This window comes from Arthrobacter sp. M4, from assembly GCF_020251205.1.
GTDB lineage: Bacteria > Actinomycetota > Actinomycetes > Actinomycetales > Micrococcaceae > Arthrobacter.
This window is the reverse complement of the sequence record NZ_JAIWYX010000029.1, coordinates 1-26,715: the sequence shown is the minus strand read 5'-3', so window position 1 is coordinate 26,715 and position 26,715 is coordinate 1. Positions and strand designations below refer to the sequence as shown.

23 protein-coding genes are annotated in these 26,715 nt (G+C 62.7%); 9 read left to right on the top strand and 14 right to left on the bottom strand.

What is annotated here, in order from left to right:
- From LD110_RS22785 to LD110_RS22770, 4 genes are all read left to right on the top strand, one after another.
- A partial coding sequence (locus tag LD110_RS22785) for a glycoside hydrolase family 15 protein (protein WP_225502225.1) occupies nt 1–1,139 on the top strand: 1,139 nt, incomplete at its 5' end.
- A gap of 26 nt (nt 1,140–1,165) precedes the next feature.
- Complete coding sequence (locus LD110_RS22780; protein ID WP_225502224.1) at nt 1,166–1,369, top strand: hypothetical protein; 204 nt, start codon at nt 1,166–1,168, stop codon at nt 1,367–1,369.
- Nucleotides 1,348–2,025, top strand: a complete 678-nt coding sequence (locus LD110_RS22775) for a haloacid dehalogenase type II (protein WP_225502223.1) — start codon at nt 1,348–1,350, stop codon at nt 2,023–2,025. Before LD110_RS22780 ends, LD110_RS22775 begins: the two co-directional genes overlap by 22 nt.
- Before the next feature lie 165 nt (nt 2,026–2,190).
- Nucleotides 2,191–2,934 carry a GntR family transcriptional regulator gene (locus tag LD110_RS22770; RefSeq protein ID WP_225502222.1) on the top strand — a complete coding sequence of 248 codons (744 nt, stop codon included), beginning with the start codon at nt 2,191–2,193 and terminating at the stop codon, nt 2,932–2,934.
- Here the strand turns inward: LD110_RS22770 and LD110_RS22765 are convergent.
- Entirely contained in the window at nt 2,911–3,435 is a 525-nt protein-coding gene (locus LD110_RS22765; protein WP_225502221.1) for a DUF5943 domain-containing protein, read from the bottom strand. The two genes, LD110_RS22770 and LD110_RS22765, sit on opposite strands and share 24 nt — an antisense overlap.
- Entirely contained in the window at nt 3,435–4,412 is a 978-nt protein-coding gene (locus LD110_RS22760) for a dipeptidase (protein WP_374200384.1), read from the bottom strand. Before LD110_RS22760 ends, LD110_RS22765 begins: the two co-directional genes overlap by 1 nt.
- Before the next feature lie 325 nt (nt 4,413–4,737).
- Between LD110_RS22760 and LD110_RS22755 the strand changes: the two genes are divergently transcribed.
- Nucleotides 4,738–6,045 carry an MFS transporter gene (locus LD110_RS22755; protein ID WP_225502219.1) on the top strand — a complete coding sequence of 436 codons (1,308 nt, stop codon included), beginning with the start codon at nt 4,738–4,740 and terminating at the stop codon, nt 6,043–6,045.
- 193 nt (nt 6,046–6,238) lie between these two features.
- Here the strand turns inward: LD110_RS22755 and LD110_RS22750 are convergent, their stop codons facing one another.
- Nucleotides 6,239–6,958 carry a cache domain-containing protein gene (locus tag LD110_RS22750; protein ID WP_225502218.1) on the bottom strand — a complete coding sequence of 240 codons (720 nt, stop codon included), beginning with the start codon at nt 6,956–6,958 and terminating at the stop codon, nt 6,239–6,241.
- Between the two features lies 1 nt (nt 6,959).
- Nucleotides 6,960–7,751: a FadR/GntR family transcriptional regulator gene (locus LD110_RS22745; RefSeq protein ID WP_225502217.1), complete on the bottom strand. Its 792-nt coding sequence runs from the start codon at nt 7,749–7,751 to the stop codon at nt 6,960–6,962.
- A 177-nt stretch (nt 7,752–7,928) separates the two neighbouring features.
- Here LD110_RS22745 and LD110_RS22740 point away from each other — a divergent pair, with 177 nt between their 5' ends.
- On the top strand, nt 7,929–8,354 hold the full coding sequence (locus LD110_RS22740; protein ID WP_225502216.1) for a helix-turn-helix domain-containing protein: 426 nt from the start codon (nt 7,929–7,931) through the stop codon (nt 8,352–8,354).
- Nucleotides 8,355–8,698: 344 nt separating this feature from the next.
- On the opposite strand, the gene LD110_RS22735 is transcribed toward LD110_RS22740, so the two are convergent.
- Both LD110_RS22735 and LD110_RS22730 read right to left on the bottom strand, forming a co-directional pair.
- Nucleotides 8,699–10,384: an alpha-amylase family protein gene (locus LD110_RS22735; protein ID WP_225502215.1), complete on the bottom strand. Its 1,686-nt coding sequence runs from the start codon at nt 10,382–10,384 to the stop codon at nt 8,699–8,701.
- Nucleotides 10,381–11,379: a TIGR03885 family FMN-dependent LLM class oxidoreductase gene (locus LD110_RS22730; RefSeq protein ID WP_225502214.1), complete on the bottom strand. Its 999-nt coding sequence runs from the start codon at nt 11,377–11,379 to the stop codon at nt 10,381–10,383. The genes LD110_RS22735 and LD110_RS22730 overlap by 4 nt, the downstream gene beginning before the upstream one ends.
- A gap of 306 nt (nt 11,380–11,685) precedes the next feature.
- Between LD110_RS22730 and LD110_RS22725 the strand changes: the two genes are divergently transcribed.
- Nucleotides 11,686–12,948, top strand: a complete 1,263-nt coding sequence (locus LD110_RS22725; protein ID WP_225502213.1) for an FAD-binding protein — start codon at nt 11,686–11,688, stop codon at nt 12,946–12,948.
- On the opposite strand, the gene LD110_RS22720 is transcribed toward LD110_RS22725, so the two are convergent.
- Together LD110_RS22720 and LD110_RS22715 are read right to left on the bottom strand one after the other, a co-directional pair.
- Entirely contained in the window at nt 12,869–14,704 is a 1,836-nt protein-coding gene (locus LD110_RS22720) for a glycoside hydrolase family 1 protein (protein ID WP_225502212.1), read from the bottom strand. The genes LD110_RS22725 and LD110_RS22720 overlap by 80 nt on opposite strands.
- A gap of 82 nt (nt 14,705–14,786) precedes the next feature.
- The gene (locus tag LD110_RS22715; protein WP_225502211.1) at nt 14,787–16,001 is read right to left on the bottom strand and encodes a CdaR family transcriptional regulator; all 1,215 of its coding nucleotides are present in this window, start codon (nt 15,999–16,001) and stop codon (nt 14,787–14,789) included.
- 235 nt (nt 16,002–16,236) lie between these two features.
- Here LD110_RS22715 and ald point away from each other — a divergent pair, with 235 nt between their 5' ends.
- The gene (gene ald / locus LD110_RS22710) at nt 16,237–17,355 is read left to right on the top strand and encodes an alanine dehydrogenase (protein ID WP_225502210.1); all 1,119 of its coding nucleotides are present in this window, start codon (nt 16,237–16,239) and stop codon (nt 17,353–17,355) included.
- 99 nt (nt 17,356–17,454) lie between these two features.
- Here ald and LD110_RS22705 read toward each other — a convergent pair whose 3' ends face one another.
- The 6 genes from LD110_RS22705 to LD110_RS22680 all read right to left on the bottom strand — a co-directional run bounded on the left by LD110_RS22705 (nt 17,455) and on the right by LD110_RS22680 (nt 25,509).
- On the bottom strand, nt 17,455–18,507 hold the full coding sequence (locus LD110_RS22705; protein ID WP_225502209.1) for a Gfo/Idh/MocA family oxidoreductase: 1,053 nt from the start codon (nt 18,505–18,507) through the stop codon (nt 17,455–17,457).
- Nucleotides 18,508–18,594: 87 nt separating this feature from the next.
- Nucleotides 18,595–20,316: an ABC transporter family substrate-binding protein gene (locus LD110_RS22700; protein WP_225502208.1), complete on the bottom strand. Its 1,722-nt coding sequence runs from the start codon at nt 20,314–20,316 to the stop codon at nt 18,595–18,597.
- A gap of 47 nt (nt 20,317–20,363) precedes the next feature.
- The gene (locus LD110_RS22695; RefSeq protein WP_225502207.1) at nt 20,364–22,646 is read right to left on the bottom strand and encodes an ABC transporter ATP-binding protein; all 2,283 of its coding nucleotides are present in this window, start codon (nt 22,644–22,646) and stop codon (nt 20,364–20,366) included.
- Nucleotides 22,643–23,614: an ABC transporter permease gene (locus LD110_RS22690; RefSeq protein ID WP_225502206.1), complete on the bottom strand. Its 972-nt coding sequence runs from the start codon at nt 23,612–23,614 to the stop codon at nt 22,643–22,645. The genes LD110_RS22695 and LD110_RS22690 overlap by 4 nt, the downstream gene beginning before the upstream one ends.
- Before the next feature lie 2 nt (nt 23,615–23,616).
- Nucleotides 23,617–24,600 (bottom strand): ABC transporter permease, encoded by a 984-nt coding sequence (locus LD110_RS22685; RefSeq protein ID WP_225502205.1) that lies wholly within the window; start codon nt 24,598–24,600, stop codon nt 23,617–23,619.
- 345 nt (nt 24,601–24,945) lie between these two features.
- Nucleotides 24,946–25,509 carry a TetR/AcrR family transcriptional regulator gene (locus LD110_RS22680; protein ID WP_225502226.1) on the bottom strand — a complete coding sequence of 188 codons (564 nt, stop codon included), beginning with the start codon at nt 25,507–25,509 and terminating at the stop codon, nt 24,946–24,948.
- A 342-nt stretch (nt 25,510–25,851) separates the two neighbouring features.
- On the opposite strand from LD110_RS22680, the gene LD110_RS22675 reads away from it, so the two are divergent.
- Nucleotides 25,852–26,418, top strand: coding sequence for an NAD(P)H-dependent oxidoreductase (locus LD110_RS22675; RefSeq protein ID WP_225502204.1), 567 nt, complete (start codon nt 25,852–25,854; stop codon nt 26,416–26,418).
- Nucleotides 26,419–26,715 lie beyond the last annotated feature (297 nt).

Sequence of the window (26,715 nt, the reverse complement as noted above, 5' to 3'; positions counted from 1 at the left end):
TCTCCGACCTCGTCGCCGCCAGCGGCCGTGTCCTGCAGGCTCTCACCTTCGCCCCCACAGGTGCGATTGTCGCTGCCCCGACCACCTCACTACCCGAAGAAACAGGGGGAAGCCGAAATTGGGACTACCGCTACACCTGGATCCGGGACGCCAGCATGACGCTGCAGGCCCTGTGGGTCGCCGCCTGCCCCGACGAGGCGGGCAGATTCTTCAGCTTCATGGCCGAAGCCGGCGCCAGCCAGCTCCACACCGGCGACTTACAGATCGTGTACGGCATCGGCGGGCAGCGCGACCTGTCCGAACGCGAACTGGACCACCTTCCGGGATGGGCGGGCAGCGCCCCGGTCCGGGTCGGCAACGCCGCCTGGCGGCAACGTCAGATCGACGTCTACGGCGAGCTCCTTGGGGCAGCGGCCCGCCTGCCCGAGACCCTCGCGGACCTGGAACCGGAAACACGCAGCTTCCTGGCCGACGTCGCCGACGCGGCCGCAGCCCGCTGGCAGGACGCCGATCAGGGCATCTGGGAAATCCGCGGGGAACCCCGGCATTTCCTTCACTCCAAACTCATGTGCTGGGTTGCCCTGGACCGAGCCGTTGCCCTGGCCGACATCCTCCAGGCCGAGAACAGGGTCGACCATTGGAAGCACACCCGGGCACAGATCGCTGCCGCGATCCGCGACAACGGGTGGAACGAGCAGGTGGGCGCCTACACGCAGGCGTTCGGCTCCGAACAACTCGACGCTTCGTCCCTGATGCTATCCATCACCGGGTTCCTGCCCGGTGACGATCCCCGCATGCTCGCCACCATCGAGGCTGTGCAACGGGACCTAACCGATGGACGGGGTCTGGTCTACCGATACCGGGCCACGGACGGGCTTCCCGGTCAGGAAGGCACGTTCCTGCTGTGCACCTTCTGGCTTGCCCACGCCCTCGCCCTGGCCGGACAGCCCGGCCAGGCACGCGAAGTCTTCGCCCGCGCCGCCGCCCACGCCAACGACCTTGGCCTGCTGGCCGAGGAAGTCGCCCCCGACAGTGACGAACTACTGGGCAACTTTCCCCAGGCCTTCAGCCACATCGGCCTGGTCAACGCGGCCTGGGCCATCACCCAGGCTGAAGCAAAGGACACGAATACCCTCTAGGCGGACGACGCTGGTGCGCACGCGCCATGCAGGCCGCGCTGGACACCGGCTCGAGCGACCCAGAGCCGACCGAGGTCACATACACTGCAGTCAACGTTTACACCAACTACTTCAACCACTGCGCCCACACCGAACCCGACGTCGAGGCAACCGGGCCTCTGACCGTCGTCGGAGGGCGTCGCGGGCCCCACGGGCAGGAGGAAAAGGCATGGCCCAAACCCTGGAAGTGATCGTTTTCGACGTCAACGAGACCCTCTCCGACATGTCACCCATTGCAGAGCGCTTCGTGGAGGCCGGAGCCCCTGCCTATATGGCTAAGCTGTGGTTCGCGACTTTGCTGCGCGATGGCTTCGCTCTCGCCGCGACCGGGGACGCTGCCCGCTTCGCCGACATCGGCACCGAGATCCTCACAGGCCTTCTGGAGGCAGCAGGTGTGGCCGATCCGGAAGGCACTGCCCGGCGGCTGGCCTCCTCTGTAGCGGATCTTCCCCTGCACCCGGATGTCCCCGACGCGATCCGCGCCCTGAGGGCAACCGGGTACCGGCTCGTGACCCTCACCAACGGCGCCGCACAGGTCGCCGAGAACCTCTTCGCCATGGCCGGGCTCCGGGGCGAGTTCGAACAGCTCCTGTCAGTCGAAGACGCACCGGCGTGGAAGCCCCATCCCTCTTCGTACCGGTACGCTGCGCAGAGGTGCGGGGTCCGGGAGCAGGAGATGCTGCTCGTTGCGGCGCACCCGTGGGACATTCACGGTGCTGCCCGGGGTGGCCTGCGCACTGCCTGGGTCAATAGGGCCGGGGCGCCGTACCCGTCCTACCTTGCCCGCCCCGAAGCGACGGTGACGTCCCTGGCCCAGCTTCCTTCCGCCCTCGCCGGGACGTCCTGATCGGTAGATGCATCGCTCGCCTACCTGGTCCCTACCGCCTCGGCTACCGTAGACAGACTCCCAGGTGAGGGAAGCGCAAGAGGTGCGTGCCGCCGTCGGGCCCTACTGGAGACCAAGTGCTGTAAAGTCCCCGTATACCACTCAAATACGAGGAAGGATGGCGCGATGGCTGGCCGCCCCAGATCAGTGATGGAACGGGCTTACGCCGAGATCAAGCGGCAGGTCATGACGCTGGAGCTTGCCCCGGGCGCCGTCGTCGACGACATGCAGATCAGCGAGAAACTCGGGATCAGCCGCACGCCGTCAAGGGAAGCCCTGTTCCGGCTGGCGTCCGAGGGCCTCATCGTCGCGGACCCCGGCAAAAGCGGCTTCTTCGTGAGGCCCATGGACCTTCTGGACCTCTCCAGTCTCTTCGAAGCGCATGTGGTGGCCGCAAGGGCCATCAGCCGACTGCTCGCAGTCCGCGCGACGCCCGCCGACATCGCCAAGCTTCGCCGGGCTGAAGCAAAAGTGGTTCGTGCCATTGAACGACAAAAGCCGGCGGAAGTTGCCTCCACCAATGCGGAACTGCATCGGCTGGAGGCCACCTCCTCCGGCAACGGCTATCTGAGCAACATGGCCTGCTCCATCCATGACCAGGGCCAGCGGCTGGGCTATTTGGCCTTCGGCGGCGCCACCTCATGGGGTTCGTTGCACGACCACTTCCTTCAGGTCCAGAAAGACCACAAAGAACTCATCGATGCCTACGAAAGCCGCGATCCCGATGCGGCCGAGAGTATTGCCGGCCGCCACGTGCTGCTGTTCCGGGATCGCATCCTGAGCTTCATGACCGAGAATCCCGGGGCGGGCATCAGCCTGTCCGGCGACATTCTGACCTCGGTCCGGCTAGACCGGAAGGACCCTGAATAGCCCGTAGGGTGCGTCGGTTTGCCCCTCATGGAATAGCTGCTCGGCACGGGTCCGCGCAGCTCTGCCCGAGGCGGAAAGTATCTGGTCCATGGCTCCGGCGAACCAGCCAGTGAACATATAGTCCCCTGTTCTATGGCCTGCCTCGTCGGGACGGTGGAAGACGGAGTGGCGAACCGCAACGGATGCCGTTGCAGCATCCAAGTCGAAATCGAGGATTTCGAACTGTCCCCATCCGCGCTGCGACAGTCGATTCATGTAGTGCTCAAAAACCGCCTGGCCCTTTAGGCCGTGCACCTCGCCTTCGTGCTCACACCAGCTCCAGGCAGACTTGTAGCCGGCATCGTAGAGCAGGCACGCGTATCGCTCCACGCCAAGCTCCTTCTCAATCGCCAAGTGGTTGTTGACGAAGAAGTGAACCGGCACGTACAGCATGGGAAGGGAGTCGGTCATCCACCTCCCGGTTTCGGGCTCAACTTCGATGGGTACCTGCGGGGCTGCCATTATGCTCCCCAAACGTCGTGGAGAACGCGCATCCAGTTCTCGCCCATAATCTTGCGGACGCGTTCTTCGGAGTGGCCACGCTTGAGTAGTGTCTCGGTCAGGTTGGGGAATTCCCCCACGGTGCGGATGCCGAGTGGGTTGATGATCTCGCCAAATTCGGTCAGTCGCCGGGCGTAACCCTTATCGTGGGTCAGCCACTCAAAGAAATGCTGGTCTTGCCCCTGCGTGAAGTCCGTGCCGATGCCGATGGAATCTTCGCCGACAATGTTCATCACGTACTCGATGGCCTCGGCATAGTCGTCGATGGTGGAATCGATGCCCTTTGCAAGGAACGGCGCAAACATCGTGACCCCCACAAAACCACCGTGGTCGGCGATAAAGCGCAATTCCTCATCGCTCTTGTTTCGCGGATGAGCCTTGAGCCCGTAGGGCAGGCAGTGCGAATAGCAGACGGGCTTCCTGGACTCCAGGATTACCTCCTTGGAAGTCACCGCCCCCACATGCGAAAGGTCACACAGGATGCCAACCCGGTTCATTTCCTGGACCACTTCGCGGCCAAAGCCGGACAGGCCGCCGTCCCGTTCGTAGCAACCCGTACCAACCAGGTTCTGCGTGTTGTAGCAAAGCTGCACCACGCCAACGCCCAACTGCTTGAAGATGCTGATGTAGCCGAGCTGGTCCTCGAACGCGTGCGCGTTCTGGAAGCCAAGAATGATGCCCGTCTTTCCCTCGGCCTTGGCTGAACGGATATCGGCGGTTGTCCTGACGGGCCTCACCAGCTCGCTGTTGTCAGCGATCAATTCATTGACTTCCAGGATGTTGTTGACCGTTTCCTGGAATCCTTCCCACACGGATACAGTGCAATTGGCCGCCGTCAGCCCGCCCTTGCGCATATCCAGGAAGAGATCACGGCTCCACTTGGCGATGATGAGCCCGTCAATCACGACGCTTTCATCGTGAAAAGTCCCAGGGCTTATTGCATTGGCTGTCACTTGAAGCTGTCCTTCCTCTGAACCACGCGACGTCACGCCGCCTGAGTCACGATAATACGACTCGTATTTGAAAGTGGGAAGGGGTGCAGAACCACGAAGGCAGGAATGTTGCGCTGAAAAATCTTTCACAAGCTATGGTCAAGCAAGTGTGAGCTGTAATACAGTGCGTATATTCGTCCGGCCGCGAACACCTGGCCGCGGGCTTGGCAGACCCAAGTAGATGCCAACAGCAGCAACCCCCAACTGAACTCTTCCAACGCATTCATTCGGCGGCCTGCGCGAGGGCAGGCATCACAACAGGAGGCGGACAATGTCCACAACAGAACCTCTCCAGCGAATTGAAGCCCCGGACCTCACGGTCATGAAAAAGGTCATCTCGGCCGCAGCCATCGGCAATTTCATCGAGTGGTATGACTTCGCCGTCTATGGGTATCTGGCAACCGTGCTGGCCAAGAACTTCTTTCCGGGCAGCGACCCAACGTCCGCACTGCTTGAAACATTCGCCGTTTTCGCGGTGGCTTTCGCCCTTAGGCCTATTGGCGGCATATTCTTCGGCCGGCTGGGTGACCGGATCGGCAGGAAGAAGACCCTTTCGCTGACGGTCCTGTTGATTTCCGGATCGACTGCTGCCATCGGCCTGCTTCCCAACTATGGCTCGATCGGCTTGTTCGCTCCGCTGCTGCTGGTGCTGGCACGCTGCGTCCAGGGCTTCTCGGCGGGCGGCGAGTATGCCGGTGCCTGTGCCTACGTCATCGAGCATGCCCCGCGGGAAAAGAAGGCGAGCTACGCCAGCTTCGTGCCGGTCAGCACCTTCTGGTCCTTCGCCTTCGCCGCCGGATTCACCTTTGTGCTCGCCCAAATCCTCGGTCCCGCAGCCATGAGCGAGTGGGGCTGGCGAATTCCCTTCCTGATGGCCCTTCCGCTCGGATTTTTTGGTTTCTACCTGCGGTTCAAGTTGGACGAGACACCGCTCTTCCAGAGCATCGAAGAAGAGCACGATGTGGCCGCCTCTCCCCTCAGGGAAACCCTGCGTGAGCACTGGCGGACCATTCTGGCCCTGGCTGGATTCATCGCAGTCACGGCGCTGTCCTTCTATACCTTCACCACGTACATGTCCACATTCCTGCAAGTTGTCGGGGGACTCAGCCAGCCGGCCGCGTTGCTCTCCAGCTGTATCTGCCAAGTACTCGCCGGTATCCTCTGCCCGTTTATGGGACGCCTCTCGGACCGCATCGGCAGGCGAAAGACGACGATGGGCTCGTGCATAGTCCTGGTCCTCGCCGTATTCCCGTCATTCATGATGGGCAGCACAGGCAATCTGGCCATTTCGATGCTTGGCCAGTTCCTGCTTGGGATCGGCGCCGTGATGACGGGCATCGTGACTGCGGTCCTGATGTCCGAGCTCTTCCCCACCAAGGTGCGCTACACGGCGTCGGCGACAACCTACAACCTCGCCTACACGGTGTTCGGCGGGACCGCCCCGTTCGTTGCAACCTGGCTGATTGCCCAAACGGGAAACAAGCTCTCCCCCGCGTTCTACCTCGTTGCCGTGTGCATCATGGCCTTTGTCGCCTGCAGCCGGCTGCCGGAAACAGCCAAGCGCTCACTGCACTTCTAGCGGGCACTTTTAGCGAGGCTGTTCTAGCGAAGCACCTCTAGCGAAGCACATCTAGCAAGTGGCGAATGCCAAGACGGCCAGAGGCCCGCTGCAGCAGTTTGTTGCAACGGGCCTCTTGCCTTGTTGCAACGGGCCTCTTGCCTTGTTGCCACGGGCCTCTGGCCGCGACTTTGTGTGCAGTGTGCTTGCAGCCTTACGAGGCAAGTGAGATCAGTTTCCAGGGCAGCCGTGGCAGATCGTCAGAAGACACGTTGACTTCCGTCTCGGCTCGCTGGAGGTCGGTTTCCTGAAGCAGGATCCCGGTTGCTATGCGCGCGCTGTTGGAAGCGATAACACGGCCGTTCGGTCCAAGAAGGACCACCACGGGCTCGCGAAGCTGCAGCGCGCGGAGGAAAACACCCTCAAGATTCGCAAGCGTAAGGTCGCCGCCCAGGATGTGCATCCCCTGGGGCGTGGACACCGGAACGCAAAGGGTAATGATGCTGACGTTGATGCCGCCGAAGTCTACATAGGGACCCACCGCCACCGGCTGCCCGCTTGAGGACGGGACAGTGAACCATTCCCGGCTTGTGTAGTCGTAGTAATTCAGCGAATCGGGATTAAGGTCATGCGTGACAAAGCGCGGATCGCCAGTCCGCTGTGCCCGCCACCATTCCAGCCAGAATGGTGCCTCAGGGAAAGTCCCCGGGGCGTAGGCGATTCCGCCTCCAACAATCAGATCGGAATGCTTCCGGATGAAATCAGCGAATTCCCTTTTCAGGAAAAGGAACTCGCTGCGCTGGGGCTCTCCTGACAGGCTTGCAGACGCCTCAGCCACAGCCTGCGCAATCTTCTCCAAATCCGCAAAAACGGCGTTGATGCTGGAGGAGACTATGCCTGCAGTCCTCTCAAGGGCTTCCCTTACGGTGTCCACGTTATGCATTTTCTCCGTGCTCCATCGTCAACCTCAGATGCTGCTCTATCAAGAATTCGATCCCACTCCGGATGTGACGCTCGGCCGCTATGGCGGCCTCCTCAGGATTCCGATTCTTGATTGCGTCCACTATGGCCGCGTGATGCTCCACTGACGTCTCGTCAGGGCCGAGTTGCCCCCACCAAAGCGTCATCAGCTCGGCTTCGACCTGAAGCGCGGCCGATGTCAATCGGCTGGATTGGGACGCAATGCTGACGGCCACGTGAAATCGACTATCCACTCTTCGCCGGGCCCGTTCATCCGCAGTGTCCTGGTGGCGCTTGGCCAGGTCCTGCAAATGCTCAATGTTCTGGGGGTCGGCACGGTCGGCAGCCAACCGGGCCGACATGGAGGCGATGGCGGCCCCCAGATCCCCTATGTCCCGGAGTGCTTCCGTGCTGGTTGCCCGGAGTTTTTTCCGCAACTGTGTGTCGCTGAATTCGACCTGGCGGCGGATGACACTTCCACCACTTCGTCCCCGGCTGGTTTCTATGAGTCCCTTTGTTCGGAGGGTAGCCAATGATTGTCGAAGAGTAATGGGAGAAATGCCAAGCTCGGCGGCAAGGGTCGATTCCGTAGGCAGCCTGTCGCCCTCTGTGAGGATGCCCATCAGGATTGCCGTTTCAATTTGGTACACAACCTGGTCCGCGCGCCCGAGCCCCTCAGGCTCGCTCCCGCGCAGCAACAACAGTAGGTCCAGCGCGGAACTCGAAATTGCCGCGTTCTCCATCCCTTGGACGCTCCTGCTCTTCATGGCTAGCCGCCATTCCCGCATTTACGGAATTCGTATTACTTTCAATCTTTGCACATTCGGATGTCTGCCACCCGGAAACATGCCGTCCCCTGGAGTTTGTGTCCAGCTTCGTACGGTTTTGCGGCGGCCTCTTGAGGGCATTATCTGTACACAAACTCGTGGGGCTACGCTTCTGCCATGGCTCTCATCGCACCGCGTGTCACATCCGGGTTGCCTGCGGACCAGGCACGAAACCTGGCCCGCGCCCTCCAGGACAGCAACGACATCACAGTGTTCGTCGACGGCACGGTCCACCGGCTCCCGGACGAGGCGCGTGACGCCGTCGTCGATCTCTTGACGCGACTGAGCCGCGGCGATGCGGTGACCGTCAGCAGCGTCGCGGAGATGCTGACTACCTCGCAGGCCGCCGAGTTGGCCGGTATTTCGCACACCTATCTTCGGAACATGACGGACCGCGGCGAAATCCCGGTGGAATATCGTGGCACGCACCGCCGAATCCGAACGTCGGATATTGTCGCCTGGCTGGAAAACCAGAAGAAAAATCAGGCAGCGGAAGAGCCAGCACCGGACACGCAGGATGACGCATCCACCAGCGCTGAATGACGGAGTGATAAGGATCAAGCAACGATCCTGACGAAGCGGCCGATGCCCCGAAATGGCGGGGTTACCCTTTATTGGTGGGCAGATTCAGAGGGTGGCAGCTTCTGGCTGGTACGTGCGCCCTGGCAGCTGCCGCGAGCCTTGGTAACGCGATGGGGCTGACTTTCTCCGGCACCTTTATGTTCGGCTGCGTCGCGTTCGTTGCGGTCTTTTTTTGGGTTGATTCAATACTGGCCCGACGTCGGCACCCGGCTCCGCCTGTCGACTCACCGATAGACCCGGAAGACGCTGGCCACCGCCCCCAGAGCGAATAGGGGTCTTTGACGCGAATAACCGCTACGTCGAGGCTACGGCAACCTGTTCGCCCCAGACCGTTGCAGCCTGAACCAGCGATATCCGTATGGCTTCATCTCCATCGTGAAGCCGCCGTCGTCCTCCAGCCCGATGTGGTTGTCGCCCAGCAGGTCCAGGAGGAACGCCCCGCTCTCCAGGTCCTGACGACCGGCATCGGGCAGCGCAGCCCGGACGGTCACGGCATCGGGACCAAAATTGTGCGCCAGGAGCATCAGCGAGTCTTGCCACACGCTCGCGTGAAGCAGCACCGCCTTGGCTGGTTGCTTCAGGACTTCGAATGTGCCCCAACCCAGCTCGGGACAATCCCGATACCGCTGGATAAGCCTGGCCACAAAATGCCACAGGGAATCTGGATCCCGCATTTGATTCGCAGCGTTGATCTTTTCCGGCCCAAAACGCCCCTCAGGCATCGGAGCCACAAGCTTGGATGCTGGGGCATCGGAGAATCCGGCGTTCTTGCCGTCAGTCCACTGCATGGGGGTCCGCACTGCTCCCCGGTCAGGGACGTCGAGGTTTTCGCCCATGCCGATCTCTTCGCCGTAGAAGAGCGTGGGCGTGCCGGGGAGCGTGAACAGCAACGAGTAGACCATTCTGATCCTGTCCTGGTCGCCGTCCAGCATGGTGGGCAGCCGACGCCGGAGCCCTCGGCCGTAGAGCTGCATGTCCTCTTCGGGACCAAAGGCTTCAAAGACTGCCTGGCGATCGGCCTCGCTGAGTTTGTCGAGCGTCAGCTCGTCGTGGTTCCGAACAAACATGGCCCATTGGCAGTCTCCCGGGATGGGTGGACGTTTGCTGAGCGTCCTGGCGAGGGGACGGGCATCGTTCTTGGCGAGCGAGACGTAGAGATTCTGCATGGCCATAAAGTCGAACATCATGGTGAGTTCGTCACCCTCGTCGCCGAAGTATCTCAACTGATCTTTGTACGGCAGGTTCACCTCGCCCAGGAAAATCGCCTCCCCGCTGCGGCGATTGACGAAGCGGCGCAGAGCCCTCAGGTACTCGTGCGGATCGTGCGGGATATCCTGAGGCGGTTCGCCGATGGTTTCCAGGAAGAACGGCACGGCATCCAGCCTGAACCCGTCCAGGCCGAGCTGCAGCCAGAAGCCCATGGCCTTGGCAATCTCGTCCCTGACCTGGGGATGGGAGATGTTCAGGTCCGGCTGATGGACCATAAAGCGGTGGAGATACCACTCACCGGTTGCCGCGTCTTTGGTCCAGATGGAGTCCTGCTCCCCGGGGAACACCACGTCCTTGGAGGTGTCCGGTGGCGGATCGCTGCGCCAGACGTAGTAATGCCGATAGGGGTTGTCCACGGATTTCCGGGCCTGAACAAACCACGGGTGCTTGTCCGAGGTGTGGTTGATGACGAAGTCCGCGATGACCCGCATGCCCCGATCCTTCGCCGTCCGAATGAACTCGACCACGTCGCCCAGCGTGCCCAGCCGAGGATCGACGTTAAAGAAGTCCGTCACGTCATAGCCGTCATCCCGTTCCGGCGAAGGATAGAACGGCATCAGCCAAATGCAGTTCACACCCAGGGCGGACAAGTAGTCCACCCGCTGGATCAGGCCGCTAAAATCCCCGGTGCCATTGCCGGCGTCGTCATAGAAAGTCTCCGGATCCAAACAGTAGATGACCGCGTTCTTCCACCACAGATCGGAGGTTTGGGCGATCCTCATCGCACGCTCCTCAGCGCTGGGCGCCTGTGGGTGTGCGAGTTCTTTAGTTGGGGAAGAACCTCCGCGGCGAAGGCCTCAATGAACGGGCGCTGGTCCTGGCCTACAAAATGTAAATAGAGCTCGTCGAAGCCAAGGCCCAGGTATTCACCAAGCCATTGCAAATGCCGGTCCGTGCTGGCCGAAATGTTTGCCGCCCTCTGCAATTGCTGCTCGGTGACATCGGTGCTCAGGGCATCAAAGGCCGAGGCCGAGGGCATTTCGTAGCTCACCGCGGCGGGAAAGACATTGGACCGCCACTGCTCGTGGGCGATGGCGTACGCCTCTTCCTCGGAAGCCGCCCAGGACAAATGGACCTGCAGCGCGGCTTTGCCCTGCCCGCCGGCTTCACGATAGGCATCCAGCATTCGGCGCAGCATCTCCGGTGGCTGGTTGACCGTGATCAGCCCATCGGCCCATGCTGCTGCGCGTCGGGCGGTTTCAAGGGACAATGCCGGTGCGATGAGCTCCGGTTTGGGATCGGGAACATCCCAGAGCCTGGCCTGTTGCACTGTGACCAGCCCGTTGCTGCTCACTTCCTTGCCTTCGTGCAACTGGCGGATGATCCGCACCGATTCCTCGAGGCGCCGCTGGCGCTCTTCCTTGGCCGGCCAGCGTTCACCCGTGATCCGCTCGTTCATGTATTCGCCGCTTCCCGGAGCCATCCAGAACCTGCCGGGAAACATGCAGGCAAGGGTGGCCGAGGCGTGGGCAATGATTGCCGGGTGGTAGCGCTGTCCGGGTGCTGTGACCACACCAAAGCGCAGGGACGTTGTGGCCAGCGCGGCGCCCAGCCAGGACCAGGCAAATCCCGAGTGCCCTTGGCGTGCGGACCACGGTTCAATGTGGTCTGAACACATCGCTGCATCAAATCCTGCTTCTTCGGCCAACTGGACGTCTTTCAACAACTGGCCTGGGGCTATCTGTTCATGCGATGCGTGGTAACCGATAATCGGCATGGTCTCCCCTGTCGCTTGGTCCGTTTGCAGCTTCCCCAGCGCCGGAAGGCTCCGCAGCTACAAGATGCGGGTTGTACTAGCCAGATCTATCAGCCTGCTTACTAATCGTCCACCCCTACCCAACACGAACAAATTAGTTTAGAGTCAAAACTAAATCGGTTTCCATTTTATGGACTCCGCACTACAGGCCAGCTTCGTGAGCGATAACATGAGCACGCCTGGACCCGGGACCGAATTAAGAACCTAAGTCTGGAGCCAGCGGGGTCGCCGCGCAGGCACAGGGACAGAAAGGCAGTGCAGCAACACATGCAGACCGTCACGCACGAACAGAACTGGGCAGGCAACCTTCAATACGGCGCGGAGTCCATCAGCCGCCCCGCCACCATCCAGGAGGCACAGGAAGTTGTGGCCTCGGCCAGCAAGGTCCGCGCCCTGGGTTCCCGGCATTCCTTCAACCGCATCGCGGACACGGAGCACACCCTGCTTTCCCTGGAGAACGTTGACCCGGAGATCACCATCGATGAGGCCGCCTCCACGGTCACTGTCACCGGCGGTGTGCGCTATGGAACGCTGGCCGCCGAACTCCAGGCCAACGGCTTTGCCCTCCACAACTTGGCATCACTCCCGCACATTTCGATCGCCGGTGCAGTCGCAACCGCCACCCACGGTTCGGGCGACCGTAACGGCAACCTGTCCACCGCCGTCGCAGGCCTGGAAATCCTGGACGCCACCGGCGAGCTCAGGACGCTCACCAAGGGCGATGCGGACTTCGACGGCGCCGTCGTCAGCCTCGGCGCCTTGGGCATCGTCACGCGCTTGACCTTGGAGATCGAGCCCACCTTCGAGGTCCGTCAGGATGTCTACGAGAACCTCAGTTGGGATGCCGTCCTGGCCGATTACGACGCCGTGTCCTCCAGCGCTTACAGCGTCAGTTTGTTCACCGACTGGGCGGGAGAGAGCGTCGCCCAGGCCTGGCTAAAGAGCCGCGTCGCCGACGGGCAGCGACTGCCCGCAAGCTTCTTCGGCGGCCGCCCCGCCGTCGAACCCCGCCATCCGCTGCCTGGCGTCTCGGCAGTCAACTGCACCGAACAGCTCGGCGTGCCGGGCCCATGGTCGGACAGGCTCTCGCACTTCCGCATGGCGTTTATGCCCAGCAACGGCGACGAACTCCAGAGCGAATACTTCGTTGCCCGCGAGCACGCCGTCGAGGCAATCCAAGCAATGCGATCTCTGTCCGCGCACATCTCGCCCTTGCTTTATGTCTCGGAAATCCGCACCATCGCAGCCGACAATCTCTGGCTCAGCCACAACTACGGTTACGACGGAGTCGGCCTGCACCTGACCTGGCAGCCCCGCCAGGCCGAGGTAGAGGCGGTGCTGCCGCTCATCGAGTCGACACTCGCGCCGTTCGGCGCCCGGCCGCACTGGGCCAAGCTGTTCCACGCCGACGCCGAAGGACTGCGGCCTCTTTACCCACGATTCGACGACTTCAAGGCCCTGGCAGAAGCGTGGGACCCGAACCAAAAGTTCCGGAATGCCTTCCTTCAGCAGAAGGTGTTTGGAGCGTAACGGCAGGGGCCGCCCCGGCGTGCCGTGAAGGAACGACGGCGGCAATCACCTCAGCCGGCCCACCGGCGTCAGGCGTTGTCGGCGCCTCAGGCGCTGTGGGCGCCTCAGGCGGCTCAGGCGTTGTGGGCGCCTCAGACGTTGTCGGCGCCTCACGCGTTGTGGGCGCCTCACGCGTTGTGGGCGCCTCACGCGTTGCAGGCGCCTCAGGCGGCCCACCCGCCGAAGAACTGTCGTCTGCGTCCGGGTCCCCGGCCGCTAGCATCCCCGGTTCCGTCTCGGTGGCTTCCTCTCCGCGAACCGCGGCTGACCGAGCGGCGAGGATCTTCTGGAGCCAGTAATAGGAGAGCTTCGGTGTGCGCCGCTGCGTCTCAAAGTCCACGTGGACCAGCCCGAACAGTTGCTTGTAACCGGCAGACCACTCGAAGTTGTCCAGTAAGGACCAGATGTAGTAGCCCTGCAGCTCCACCCCCTGGGCGATCCCGCCCGGGGCGGTGGCCTCCAGGGCGACGCGCAGATGATCGCGCAGGTAGTCCACGCGTCGTTCGTCCAGGACGTACGCACCGCCGTCGGGCCGTGGAACTGGCACGTCCACAAAACTCGCGCCGCCCTCGGTGATGATCACAGGCGGCAGTCCCGGATACCGTTCCCCCATCTCGGCGAGCGCAATGCCCAGGTAGTGCGGCATGATGGGCCAGCCGTACGACGTCGTCTCCACACCCGGCCAGTCCACCAAGTGAAGCGGCGATCCGGGCACTGAACTGCTGAGGTCGTCGCCGAGCGCCTCGGCCATGCCGGCGGGTACGGCTTGTTCGCCTGCGCCGGCGGCGATGCGGGAAGGCAGGTAGTAGTTGAGGCCGTAGAAGTCGAGTGGTTGCGAAATGATCCTGAGGTCAGCCTCAGGTGGGGCGAACGAGGTGAAGATTCCGGTCATCTGGATCAGGTCGGGATAGCGGCCCAACAGGACGGGGTCTGCGAAGAGGCGGTTCTGGGCCACGTCCATTAGGCCGGCTGCCAGCCTGTCCTGGACGCTGTCCGTGGCCGGAACTACCGGGGAGTAGACGTTGCTCAACCCGATCTCCCCTACAGCGCCGGTTCCCCTCAGCATTTGCACGGCCAAGCCGTGGGCCAGGAGCTGGTTGTGTGCCGCGGGGAGGGCACCGAGCTGAAGGGTCCTTCCGGGCGAGTGGATGCCCAATCCATAACCGTTGACCGTGACCGTGGCTGGCTCGTTGATGGTGACCCACCGCGCTACCCGGTCGCCGAAAGCGCGGCTGGCGATCGCAGCGAAGTCCGCCATCCGGAACGCCGTGTCGCGGTTCATCCAGCCGCCCTTTTCCTCGAGGGCCAGCGGTGTATCCCAGTGGTACAGCGTGGCCATGGGCTGGATGCCTGCTTCGAGCAGCTTATCTATCAGGCGGTCGTAAAAGCTGAGGCCGGCACGGTTGGGCGGGCCGAAGCCTTCGGGCTGGATCCGTGGCCAGGACAGCGAGAAGCGGTATGAATCCACTCCGAGGTGGCGCATCAGTTCCACGTCCTGGGGCATGCGGCGGTAGTGGTCGCACGCCATGGCGGGATGATGGCCGTCCACCACGGTCCCTGCCCGGGCTACGAACACATCCCAACCGGAGAGGCCCTTCCCGTCTTCGCTGATTGCCCCCTCAATCTGGAAGGCGGCGGTGGCCACTCCCACGGTGAAATCTGCCGGAATGTGGGCAGCAAGGGATAAATCGTCGGCCTGCACTGGGTGGCCTTTCACGAACGGAGGGAAATGCTGCGTCCAGAGTAGACCCGGCCAGTCCGCCGAGAAAGTGTCCGCGGCGTGGGGTGCCCGCCGGCCCTCAGATTCTGGGCCGCTTCACCCAGCGGGCCGCCTTCAGGGCGGCGTGAAGCTCCAGTCGCACCGCACCGCCCAATGGGTCGACACCCAACAGCTGCCTGATCCTGGCTAGTCGGTTGTAAACACTGCTCCGGTGCAGGTGCAGCTGGGCGGCGACGTCGGGAACCGAGCCGCCGCCGTCGTACAGCAGTTCCAACAGCGGCAGCAGTTCACCGTTACGGTCGTTGCTCTCCAGGGTGTGGAAGTGCGCGGACCACGAATCGTCCCAGCCGCCAGGCGCCTGCAGCCGGTCGAAAATTTGGTAGATGCCGGTGTTGCGACTGTCCACGAGTTCACCAAGGACAGGGTCGACGGCGGCTGCCTGGGCCGCGACTTTCGACTCGCGGTAGGCGGCCCCCACCCGGCGGAAAGCGCTGAATGGTTCGCTGATGCCGAGGATGATTCGCTCCACCGGGCGGCCGGCGCGTTTGGCCAGCTCCAGCTGGTAGTGGACCAGCACCTGGGCGTGGTCCGCGCGGCCGCCTGTCTCGCGGAACAGCAACACCGCATGGGTTTCGGTGCCGGCGCTGAACAGGGCGGGGTCGACGCCGATAGTCGCCTGGAGCGCAGCGGTGCGGTGGATGAGGGTGGCGGCGATGGGGTCGCCGGATCCCGTGCCGGCGTCGGCGTCCAGGACCGTGACCACCTGCCACGGCCCTTTGCCCTGAATCTCCTTCCAGCCGGAAACCGCCTGGACCGCGTTGGATTCGCCTTGGCAGGCGGACAGGAATTCGCGTTCGCGGCGGCGACGGAACTCCGATTCCGCCGTGTTGGAATCCAGCAGCAGTCCGGCAAGGAGGTCCAGCTCATTCCGGACGCTGGGCAACTCGGCGAGGATCGCCGTCGCGGTTTCCTCCTCAAGGTCCTGCTGGACCCAGAGGTAACCGACGCGGAAGCCGCGCACCAGCAACGGGACGCACACGCGCCCCAGCATCCCCAGGTCCGGATTTGCCGGTACGACGACGGGACGCACCGCCGTCGCGATGCCGTGCGAGAGCTGCCACGCGCTGACGTCCACGGGGACCTTTTTGCTGAGGAGGAAGTTCACTCGGACGCGGTCGGCATGGGCTTGGTTGGAGCTGTAGGCGAGAAGGACGCCGTCGAGGTCCTCCAGTGAGAGCCCCCTGCCAAGTTTGAGCGCAACCTGCTCCACGAGCTGTTCGACGTCCTGCTGCATGCAGCCAGACTACGTCCAGCGGACGCTCCCGGTCGAACCAACAACAGGCGACAGTTGGCGCCCCGACACTCGACACCTGTCGAGTCAAAATCGCCAAAAACACCGAAAACATGCGGTTTCTCTTCCTGCCTGGCGACTGATTCCTGTCTGGTAGCTCACAGCCGGTTCTATTCTGGAATCACAGCAAGACAGCACTTCCCCGGCCTTAAGAGGCCGCCGAAAATTGGAGCCCACAATGATCATCGGTGTCCCCAAAGAGATCAAAAACAACGAGTTCCGCGTCGCCATCACTGCCGCGGGAGTCCACGAGTTCCGCCACCACGGACACACCGTTCTGGTGGAGCGCGGCGCTGGCCTGGGCTCCGGGATTACCGACGAGGAATACGCCGTCGCTGGAGCTGAAATCGTGGCCGACGCAGATGATGTGTGGGCACGTGCGGACATGGTGATGAAGGTCAAGGAACCCATCAAGGCCGAATACCACCGGTTCCGGAAGGGCCTCATCCTCTTCACCTACCTTCACCTGGCCGCCGAGCCTGAGCTGACCCAGGAGCTCATCAACTCCGGCGTCACGGCCATCGCGTACGAGACCGTCCAGGAAGGCCGCACGCTGCCACTGCTGGCACCCATGTCCGAGGTTGCAGGTCGCCTGTCCGTGCAGGTGGGCGCCAACGCCCTGATGGCCCCCGCCGGCGGCAAGGGTGTGCTGCTGGGTGGCGTCCCCGGCGTGCGTCCGGCCAAGGTTGTGGTGCTCGGCGCCGGCGTTGCGGGAACCAACGCGGCTGCCATGGCACTCGGACTCGGTGCTGACGTGACCATCCTGGACATCAACATTAACCGCCTGCGTGAGCTCGATGCCCAGTACCAGGGCCGCTTGAAGACGGTGGCCTCCAACGCCTACGAGGTTGAGAAGTCAGTTGTCGACGCAGACCTCGTGATCGGTTCGGTCCTGATTCCGGGCGCCAAGGCACCCAAGCTGGTCAGCAACGAGCTCGTCTCCCGGATGAAGCCCGGATCCGTGCTCGTGGACATCGCCGTGGACCAGGGTGGCTGCTTCGAGGACACGCACCCCACCACACACCAGGAGCCCACCTACAAGGTACACAACTCCATCTTCTACTGCGTGGCCAACATGCCCGGCGCAGTGCCCAACACCTCCACCTACGCACTGACCAACGTCACGCTGCGGTACGGGGTGGCCCTCGCAAACCTCGGCGTGAAGAAGGCGTTCGAGAAGGACCCCGCACTGGCCGCGGGCCTCAACATCGCCGCCGGCCACGTGGCACACCACTCCGTGTCCGAGGCGCACGGCCTGCCCCTCGTGGAGGACTGGCACAACCTCGTCAGGGCGTAGAGAGACCCCTTCGATCCGGCGGCTCGCCTTAGTGCGGTCCGCCGGGTCACCTTCCAGCCTTCCCTCACCGCCCGCCGGCGCCGGGCTAGGTCAGGTCTACTATCCTTGTGCCAGTTCCCGGGCTTGTTCCATGAGTTTGAGAACTTGCACCGGGCCGGCAGGGTCTACGGGGAGGGGTAGGTTCGAAGCAGCGCCGCCGTCAACTATCTTCTTGGCGAGAATCTCATAGAACTCCCCGTAAGCGCCGCGTTCCGTGACCACGGTGGTTCGTTCGCCGTCCCGCTCCAAATAGCCGTGCCAGTCTGATGACTCCACGCCATAGTCGGCGTCTTTGGGGAAGCCTCCGGCAGCGAGGAAGGCCTCCTGGGGGTCGACGCCATACTTCACGTAGCCGCCCTCAGTGCCAAGGACGCGGAAGCGGGGTCCGTGCAGCTGGCTGTTGAGGTTCATCGTGAGGTGGCTCGTGACGCCGCCTTCATGGCGGAGAACCACAAAAGCATCGTCGTCAGCGTGCTCATGGGGCCTGCGGGCGACGATCTCGGCGTGGGTCACTTGTGCCGGGCCGAACAGTTGCACGGCCTGGTCCAGGACGTGCGCGCCCAAGTCGAACAGCACCCCGCCGCCGTCCGCCGTCGTCGCAGCCGCTTTCCAGGGTTTGGACGCCCCTGGTGACCACCGCTCCATGCTTGACTCAAACCGCATCACGGTACCCAGCAGGCCACCGTCGAGCAGTTTCCTTACCGTCAGGGCATCACCGTCCCAGCGGCGGTTCTGGAAGACGGTCAGGACTCGACTGCGTTCCGCCGCGAGGTTTATGAGCTCCTGCCCCTGCGCGCTGGTCACCGCAAATGGCTTATCGACGACGACGTCGAGCCCCGCCTCGAGCGCGGCCTTGGCCAGCGGGTAGTGGGTTGCTGGCGGTGTCCCGATGACCAGGAGGTCCAGTCCGTCCGCGCGGTCCACAATGCCCTGCGGAGTATCCACGAACTCCACCGATTCGTAGCGCGTGGAAGCCGCCGCACGGCGGGCGGGGTCCGACGTCGCAATGACGTCCAGGGAAAACGCTGGATCGGCTGCGATAAACGGTGAGTGGAAAACGCTGCCGGACAGGCCATAGCCCGCGACGGCTGTACGGATGGGCGTTGCTGTCATGCCTTCACGCTACCCGGGCACGCCACGGGCCGGCACCCCTGGGAGTGCCGGCCCGCAAGCAAACATGTCCGCCCGAGTTTGGGTGGGCTACTTCTTCTGCTTGCCCTTCTCCCAGCCAACCGTGGTCCAGTCAGGAACCTGGGCCAGGCTCTTGAACAGGGACGGTCCGTAATTGGCCAGGCCCGTGTGGACAAAGGAGATCTGCGGGCCATTGAAGACCGGGGCCATGGAGTAGTACTTGGCCATGTGCTTCTTCTCCACGTCCAGGGCGGCCTTGTTGCGCTCCGTGTCATCCGCAATCGACGACAGCTTCTGGATTGCCTCGTCAAGCTCCGCGTCGCCAAGTCCATTGTCGTTGGTCTTGGACTGGTAGAACTGCTTGACGCCGTCCGTTGCGTCCGCGCTGGTGAGGCCAAAGCCGGAGAGCGTGACGTTGTAGTCCTGCGTTCCCATGGTCTTGCCGAAGTCCGCCAGGCTACGCTGGTCGATCCCCACATCCAAGCCAGCCTTCTGGAGCTGCTGCTGCAGGGTCTGGGCCGTGGCGAGTGCGGTCGGGTCGTCGCCGAAGTTGGTGATCTTGAAGGAGACCGGGACGCCGTCCTTTTCCATGATGCCCTTGTCATTCAGCTTGTAACCGGCATCCGTCAGGACCTTCTTGGCCGGATCGGTACCGCTGTCCTTCACAGGGTAGTTGTCCTGGTAGTACTTGGAGAACGGCAGGACAAGCAAAGACCCCGAACTCGGCTCTTCCCAGTTCAGTCCCTTGAAGCGGACGTTTCGCAGGGCCGTACGGTCCATCACGGTGAAGATAGCCTGGCGAACAGCCGTGTCATTCAGCGGAGCCTTGACTGCGTTGAGGATAAGGCCACCGGAGAAGAGCCTTTGTCCGCGGCGAACCTCCGAGTCCTTGGTCCCGTCCAGTTGGCTGTACACGGAAATTGTGTTGGCCGAGATGGCGTCGATCTCACCGTTCTTGAAGGCCGCGATTTGTGCGCTGGGCTCAAGCTGGCGGAAGACCACCTTGTTCAGGACGGGCTTGGTTCCCCACCACTTGTCGTTCTGCGAGAGGGTTAAGGTCTTCTCGGTGCTGTCGTACTTGTCCACCTTGAAGGGACCAGCCATCCACTCGGGGTGGAGCTCGCCAACAAAGCCGTTGTTGAACACCTCAGGCGTGTTGACTGCCGGATGCACCAGACCCGCGAACAACGAGGACAGCGGATACACCGGCTGCGTTGTGGTGACGATGACTTCCTTGTCGTTGGCTCCGGCCTTCACCGAGTCAACAAACTCGTAGGCTCCGGGCAGGACGATGTTGATGTCCTTGTTCTTGCCGTTCAGCATCTTCCACGTGTTCTCGAAAGTCTTGACATCGATTGGCGTGCCGTCGTTGTAGCTGGCCTTCTGGTTCACCTTGATGGTGACGGTCTGCTTCCCATCCTTGACTTCGCTCTTTACGTCCTCGCAGAAGTCCTTGTTGGGCGTGGCGGTGCCGTCAAAGTCGAAGTTCCAGCAGCCCCATGTGGCAGCCCCATCGATCGGTCGGTGCAGCGACTGGTTGTCAGTACTGTTTCCCGACCTGGCAAAAACGTTAAAGCCAGGTCCCAAAGTTCCTACAGGTAGCGTGAGGGTGCCGCCGGGCTCCAGGTCCTTGGCGTCTTTGGCGTTGATGCTTACCAGCTTGGACAGGTCACCCCCGGCCTGCTGGCCCTTGGCGGTTTCCGGGCCTGTGGAGCCGCCCTGGCCACAGCCGCTCAGCACGAGGGCAACGGCGACTGCCGCAACACCACCGATCTTGGTCAGCTTCTTCATTGTCTCCCCTTCATTCTTGCGAATCCTTCAAAGCCTTCGTTGCGGTGTCAGTCACTGGTCTCGTGCACCACCAGCATCTCCGTGTCGAGTAAACCGTCCGGGTAGAAACAGGCGAACTGACGGTCCTCAGTATGTCGGCCGCGTACTTTCTCAAGCGGCGGTTCCGTGGTGAGGCATTTTTCCTGCAACGAGGCAGGCAGCGCTGCAAAAACCGGGCAGCGGGAGGCAAAGTTGCACCCCTTCGGGGCGTCGAGCGGCGACGGCAGGTCGCCACGGAGGATGATCCGTTCCCGGGTCCGTTCCACGCCGGGATCTGGAACGGGGATCGCGGACAGCAACGCCCTCGTGTATGGGTGCTTGGGATCATCGAACACAACGTCAATGTCACCGATCTCCACGATCTTGCCCAAGTACATGACCGCGACCCGGTTGGCGACGTGCCTGACCACCGACAGGTCGTGCGCCACCAGAAGGAAACTGAGTCCCAGTTCGGCGCGGAGCCGGTCCAGGAGGTTGATGATCCCGGCCTGTACGGAGACGTCAAGTGCGGAAACCGGCTCGTCGAGAACCACCAAGCGCGGCTTGACGGTCAATGCCCGGGCAATGCCGATGCGCTGCCGCTGGCCGCCGGAGAACTGGTTGGGGAAACGGTTGACATGGTCCGGTTCCAGGCCCACCAGGTTCATCAGTTCCATGATCCTGCGCCGGACCTCCGCACTCCCCAGGCCCAGGTGTTCCATTGGCTCGGCGAGGATCTCGAACACCGTAAAACGCGGGTCCATTGCCGCGGAGGGGTCTTGGAACACCATTTGCAGGCGTCGGCGAATCGCGGTCTTCGCCCTGCCGTCCCCCAGGTGCTTATTGCTGACACCGCCGATGGCAATCTCACCGGGCTGGTCGGCGTCGAACTCCATGATCTCCAGTAGTGTGGTGGTCTTGCCGGACCCGGATTCGCCAACGATTGAGAAGCACTCGCCCTCGCGAATGTCGAAGCTGACACCGTCCACCGCCTTGACCGTGCCGACGCGCCGCTTGATGAGCGAACCCTTGAGCAGGGGAAAGTGCTTCCGCACGTCCTTCAGCTCCAGCACGGTCTCCCGTTCGCTACGGGCGAGGGCGTCGAATTTGGAGACTGGGACGGGAGGGGCATGAAAGATCCTGCGGGCATCGGCTAGGGCACCTAGACTGCTTGGCCCCAGGGTGTCCGCCTTGATGCATGCGGCCCTGTGTCCCGGGTTTGGGCTCGCGTTGCGGCGGGGCTCGGGCACGGGGTCCAGCCCGCGCACTGGCTCCAAGCGGGGCACTGGCTCCAAGCGGGGCTCACCGGTGAGGCAGGCGGCGACGGCGAGGGGGCAGCGGGGCGCGAAAGTGCAGCCTGTGGGTTCGCGGAGGAGGTTGGGCGGCATCCCGTCTATGGGCACCAGCGAGCTCTTCTCCACAGAGTCAATGCGCGGTACCGCGCCGAGCAGCCCCAAGGTGTACGGCATGCGCGGCCCGTAGTAGATCTCATCCACACTGCCTGTTTCCACCGGCCGGCCGGCATACATCACCATGATGTCGTCGGCGAAGCCTGCCACCACTCCCAGGTCGTGCGTGATCATCACGACGGCGGCGCCGGTTTCCTCCTGCGCGCGGTGAAGGACCTCCAGGACCTGCGCCTGGATGGTGACGTCCAGCGCCGTCGTCGGTTCATCGGCGATCAGGACTTTGGGGTTATTGGCGATCGCCATGGCGATCATGACGCGCTGGCGCATACCGCCGGAGAATTCGTGCGGAAACGCTTTGAGCCGGTCTTTCGGGCTGGGTATCCCCACCAGAGTCAGAAGCTCGACGGCGCGGGCCTCCTTGGCCTTTTTGCTCATGGAGGGATTGTGGATGGTCAGCGCCTCGACGATCTGGGCGCCGATCGAATGGACCGGGGTCAACGACGACAGCGGGTCCTGGAAAATCATCGCGATGTTGTTGCCGCGGTGCACCGACATCGCTTTGTCACTGAGGCCCAGCAGTTCCTTGCCGTTGAGCCGCACCGATCCGGTGACGCCCGCCGTCGTCGGGAGCAAACCCATGATTGCCAGGGAGGTGACCGACTTGCCGGAACCGGATTCCCCCACAATTCCCAGCGTCTTGCCCGCCGCCAGGTCGAAGTCCACGCCTCGTACAGCGTGGACTACGCCGTTTTCCGTGTTGAAGCTGACGTTGAGGTCGCGAACACTCAGGACGTTGTTGCTGAGTGTGCTGCCCGGACTATTTGCGGGCACCTGGTTGCTTCGCGTTTCGGAAGACGCCCCATGGGCGCGTTCGGTGGTGGGCTGGGACGCTCTGGTGTTCATGCGGCCCGCGCCTTCTGGGAGCGCTTCGCCTTGCCCACCGAACTGGAGTGCGGGTCAAAGGCGTCGCGCAGGCCGTCGTTCATCATGGCAAGCGATCCCGTGAGCAGGAGCATCACAATTAGCGGGGACCAGAACATCCAGGGGAACGTTGACACTTGGGCGGTTGATTGCCCAATCAGCACGCCAAGGCTTACGTCAGGAAGCCGGATGCCGATCCCGATGAAGGAGAAAGCGACTTCGGCAAGGATGGCCGCCGTCACCCCACGCGTTACATCAAGCACAAGGAGTGAGCCGATGTTGGGGACAAGATGGCGCCACACGATCCGTCGAGGCGGAATGCCCATGTAGCGGGCGGCTTTCACGAAGTCGCGCTGCATTACGGACATGGCAAGGGAGCGAATCAACCGAGCCGTGCCCATCCAGCTGAACACCAAGAGGACCACAACCAGTAGAAGCCAACTGGGGGCATCCCGCCTGAGGCTCCCGCCGCCGCTGCCCGTCGCCACGGCAACAACCAGCAGGGCCGGCATCATGATGAGCGCCTCAAGGACGAACAGCATGATCTTGTCCACCCGGCCGCCGTAGTAGGCCATGGTGCAGCCGTAGACTGCGGCGATGAGGACGGAAAGCAAGCCCACCACCAGCCCGATCAGGATGGACACTCGGGTACCCTCCACCACTTGGGCATAGAGGTCGATTCCTGCCTGGGTGGTGCCAAGCCAGTGAACCGACGATGGCGGCTCGGCGATGAACAGGGGATCGATGGTTGCCTTGTCCCAGGACGTGAAGAGGCCGCCAACTAATGAGAACGCAGTCAGCGCAAGGAAGATGACCAAACCAGCCACGGCCGCCTTGTTCCGCACGAAGCGGCGCAGGATGATGGTGGCTTTGCCGATCACAACGTCGTTGTGTTCGATCCTCGCTTCTTCGGCGAGCGAGGCGCCGTCCACCGCGTTCAGGTTGGTCATGGCTACGCCACCCTCACGCGAGGATCGACGAGGGTGGTGGCGAAGTCCGCCAGGATGGCGCCGATCGCGAAGATCAGGGATCCGTAAGCGAGCGTAGCGGTGGCTGCGTTGACGTCCTGCAATGCGATGGAGTCGATGCTCCACGAACCCACGCCGTGCCAGGCGAAGATCTTCTCGGCAAAAAAGCCGCCGGCGAAAATGGCAGGAACGGTGAACGCGATGCTCTGGGCCACGGGTATGAACGACACGCGCAGGGCGTGCCGGGAAATTGCCTGGTTGCGTGTCAGGCCTTTGGCCCTGGCTGTGCGGACAAAATCTGCGTTGACGTTATCCAACAGGTACTGGCGCTGTGCGATCTGGTACGTGCCCCAGCCCAGCACCGTGATGGCGAAGGTGGGCACAGCGTAATGGGCTACCAGGTCCACAAACTGAGCCCAACCGGCGTCGACCCCTGGCGTTGAGATTCCGGTGACAAAAAAGATGCGCTTACCGGCGGCCTCATTGATGGTGATGGCGCCCAGCTGGACCAGGAAGTAGGCAACAGGTGCGGGGAGGATGTACGCGAGGTAGCTGTAGGACGTGATGACCCGGTCCGGGAATTTGTATTGCCGAGCCGCCGAATAAACGCCCAAAGCAACGCCGATGAACAGCGTGAGGATGATGGACGCCAGGAAGAGCCGGGTGGAGACCCAGACCCGCTCGCCAAATTCAGCATTGATAAACGCCCCATTGGGGCTGCGTCCCCAGTCCCACCGCGTGACGACGGCGCCCAGCCACTCGGCGTACCGTTCCCAGGTGTTTTTGTTTGGATCCAGGCCCAGCAGCCTGAAGGAATTTGCGACTTGCTCCGGCGTTGGCCTGGGGACACGCTCCTGCTCCAACAGGGCAGGCTTTAGCGCACTGACGGCCAGCAGGTAGCCGGCACTGGTGGTCAGGAAAATCATGACCACATAGATGCCTGATCGCTTTAGGAGGTACTTGAGCATACGGCACTACGAATTCGTCTGCCCGTGAAAAACCTCCGCGGTGGCCTGACCTTTGGCCTGGCTGCCTGCTCGGGAATCCCCCAGATGATTCCAACAGTCAACGATGGTCCTTCCGTCCCGCCCGGCGGTAACCGGACCCAGCAAACGAATCGCCTAGAGCCAGTGTGCTGCCCCCATGATGTCCAACGCTATTCGCAAAGCTATGGTATGGATCACATCAAAGGTGAAAATACCACATTCTGGACACTAGCAAATCAGCAAATAAGGACTGAATGCCATCTGCAGCCCAGATTGTTATCGACGCTTATGTTTGGCGGTTTATGACAGATTGGTCACAAAATTCGGCTACCGTTTACCAATATCTTCCAGACCTTCGTCCGGCTCCGGCGCTGTGACGATCCGAGTGACCAATTGGCGCCAGGACTCGACGAGCCTTTCGGGCGATACGCCTTGCTTTTGAATGCTGTGAAGGAGGCGGGCCGGATCAAGGGTGGCTGCGAGAGATGCTGCCATTAGCCCAGTATCCAGGCGAAGGCCTGCCTCGCGAAGAAGAATCTCCAAGTGTCGATTCCACAAAACGGCTGCCGGGACGTCGAAACGTCCGTAGTCCCGCTCCACGGCCGCGCGGGCCAGTTCGCCAAACTCAAGGATGTAGCCGATCCTTCCGGCACCAAAGGCGATCAGCCGATCCAACGGCGGGGCTCCTGGACCCAGCGGAGGTGGACCAAACATGAACCGTCGCTGGAACTCGGCCTCAGCATCACTGAGAAGCGTCAACATCAGCCCCGAACGGCTGCCAAACCGCCTAAATACGGTGCCTTTCCCCACTCCGGCCCTGCAGGCAAGCATGTCCATGGTGACGGCGTCAGCACCGACTTCGGAGACGAGGTCCCGGGCCGCGCTCAGCAAGCGTTCACGATTTCGGGCCGCGTCGCTCCGTTCGTGGAGGACATAAGGCTCATGGAGGGCTCCGGCGCCCGCCGCACCGGTATCACCACCGTTGTCGCGGCTTGAGCCGGGCCCGCGGCTTGAGCCCGGCCGGCGGCTTGGCTCCGAGCCGGGGCCGCTGCTTGGCTCCGAGCCGGGGCCGCTGCTTGGCTCCGAGCCGGGGCGGAATGGGATGAGGCTCACATGAAATATTTTAGACCCGGGAATAAGAACCGGACCGTAGTCCGTTTAGCATCGATGAAGGCACCCCAGCCTCACAACAACGGACCCGCGGCCCGCCCGCGGCAGACCTTAGGAGCACACATGTCGAAGAACACCGTTCTGACCCTGGTCGGAAGCCTGCGCGCCGATTCCCACAACCGGAAGCTTGCGGAGGCCATTCAGCTCAACGCCCCTGAGGACGTCGAAGTGGTCATTCACGATTCCCTGGGCAACATCCCCTTTTACAACGAGGACATCGACGTCGAAGGCCAGGTGCCCGCTGAGGCCGCTGCCCTCCGCGACGCCGCCAAGGACGCCGACACCATCCTGCTGGTCACCCCCGAGCACAACGGCACCCTGACCGCCTCCCTCAAGAACGCCATCGACTGGCTGTCCCGCCCCTTCGGTGCCGGCGCCCTGGCAGGAAAGCCGACCGCCGTCGTTGGAACCGCTTTTGGCCAGTACGGCGGAGTCTGGGCCCAGGACGAAGCCCGCAAGGCTGCCGGCATTGCCGGTGCCAAGGTTCTTGAGGACGTCAAACTCGCCGTCCCGGGCTCCATGGTCCGCTTCGCCGAGGTGCACCCGAAGGATGACGCTGAGGTTGTGGAGCAGATCCGCAGCATCTTTGAGCCGCTGACTGCCTCGCAGACCGAAGAAGCCGCAGCCTAGGTCATTGACTGAGTGGCTTCATTGACTGAGTCGCTAAGGCGTTGACAAGGACCGTGGCGCACCGTCCGGCAATCCTGCCGGCCTGGGGGCTACCCGGGACTACCGGATAGCCCCGCCACGGCTCCCAGAGAACTCCGCCAATCCTGCCGGCTCGAGGGCCACCCGGGACAACCGGACAGCCCGCCACGGATCCCGGAGAACTCCGCCAATCCTGCCGGCCCGAGGGCCACCCGGGACAACCGGACAGCCCGCCACGGATCCCGGAGAACTCCGCCAATCCTGCCGGCCCGAGGGCCA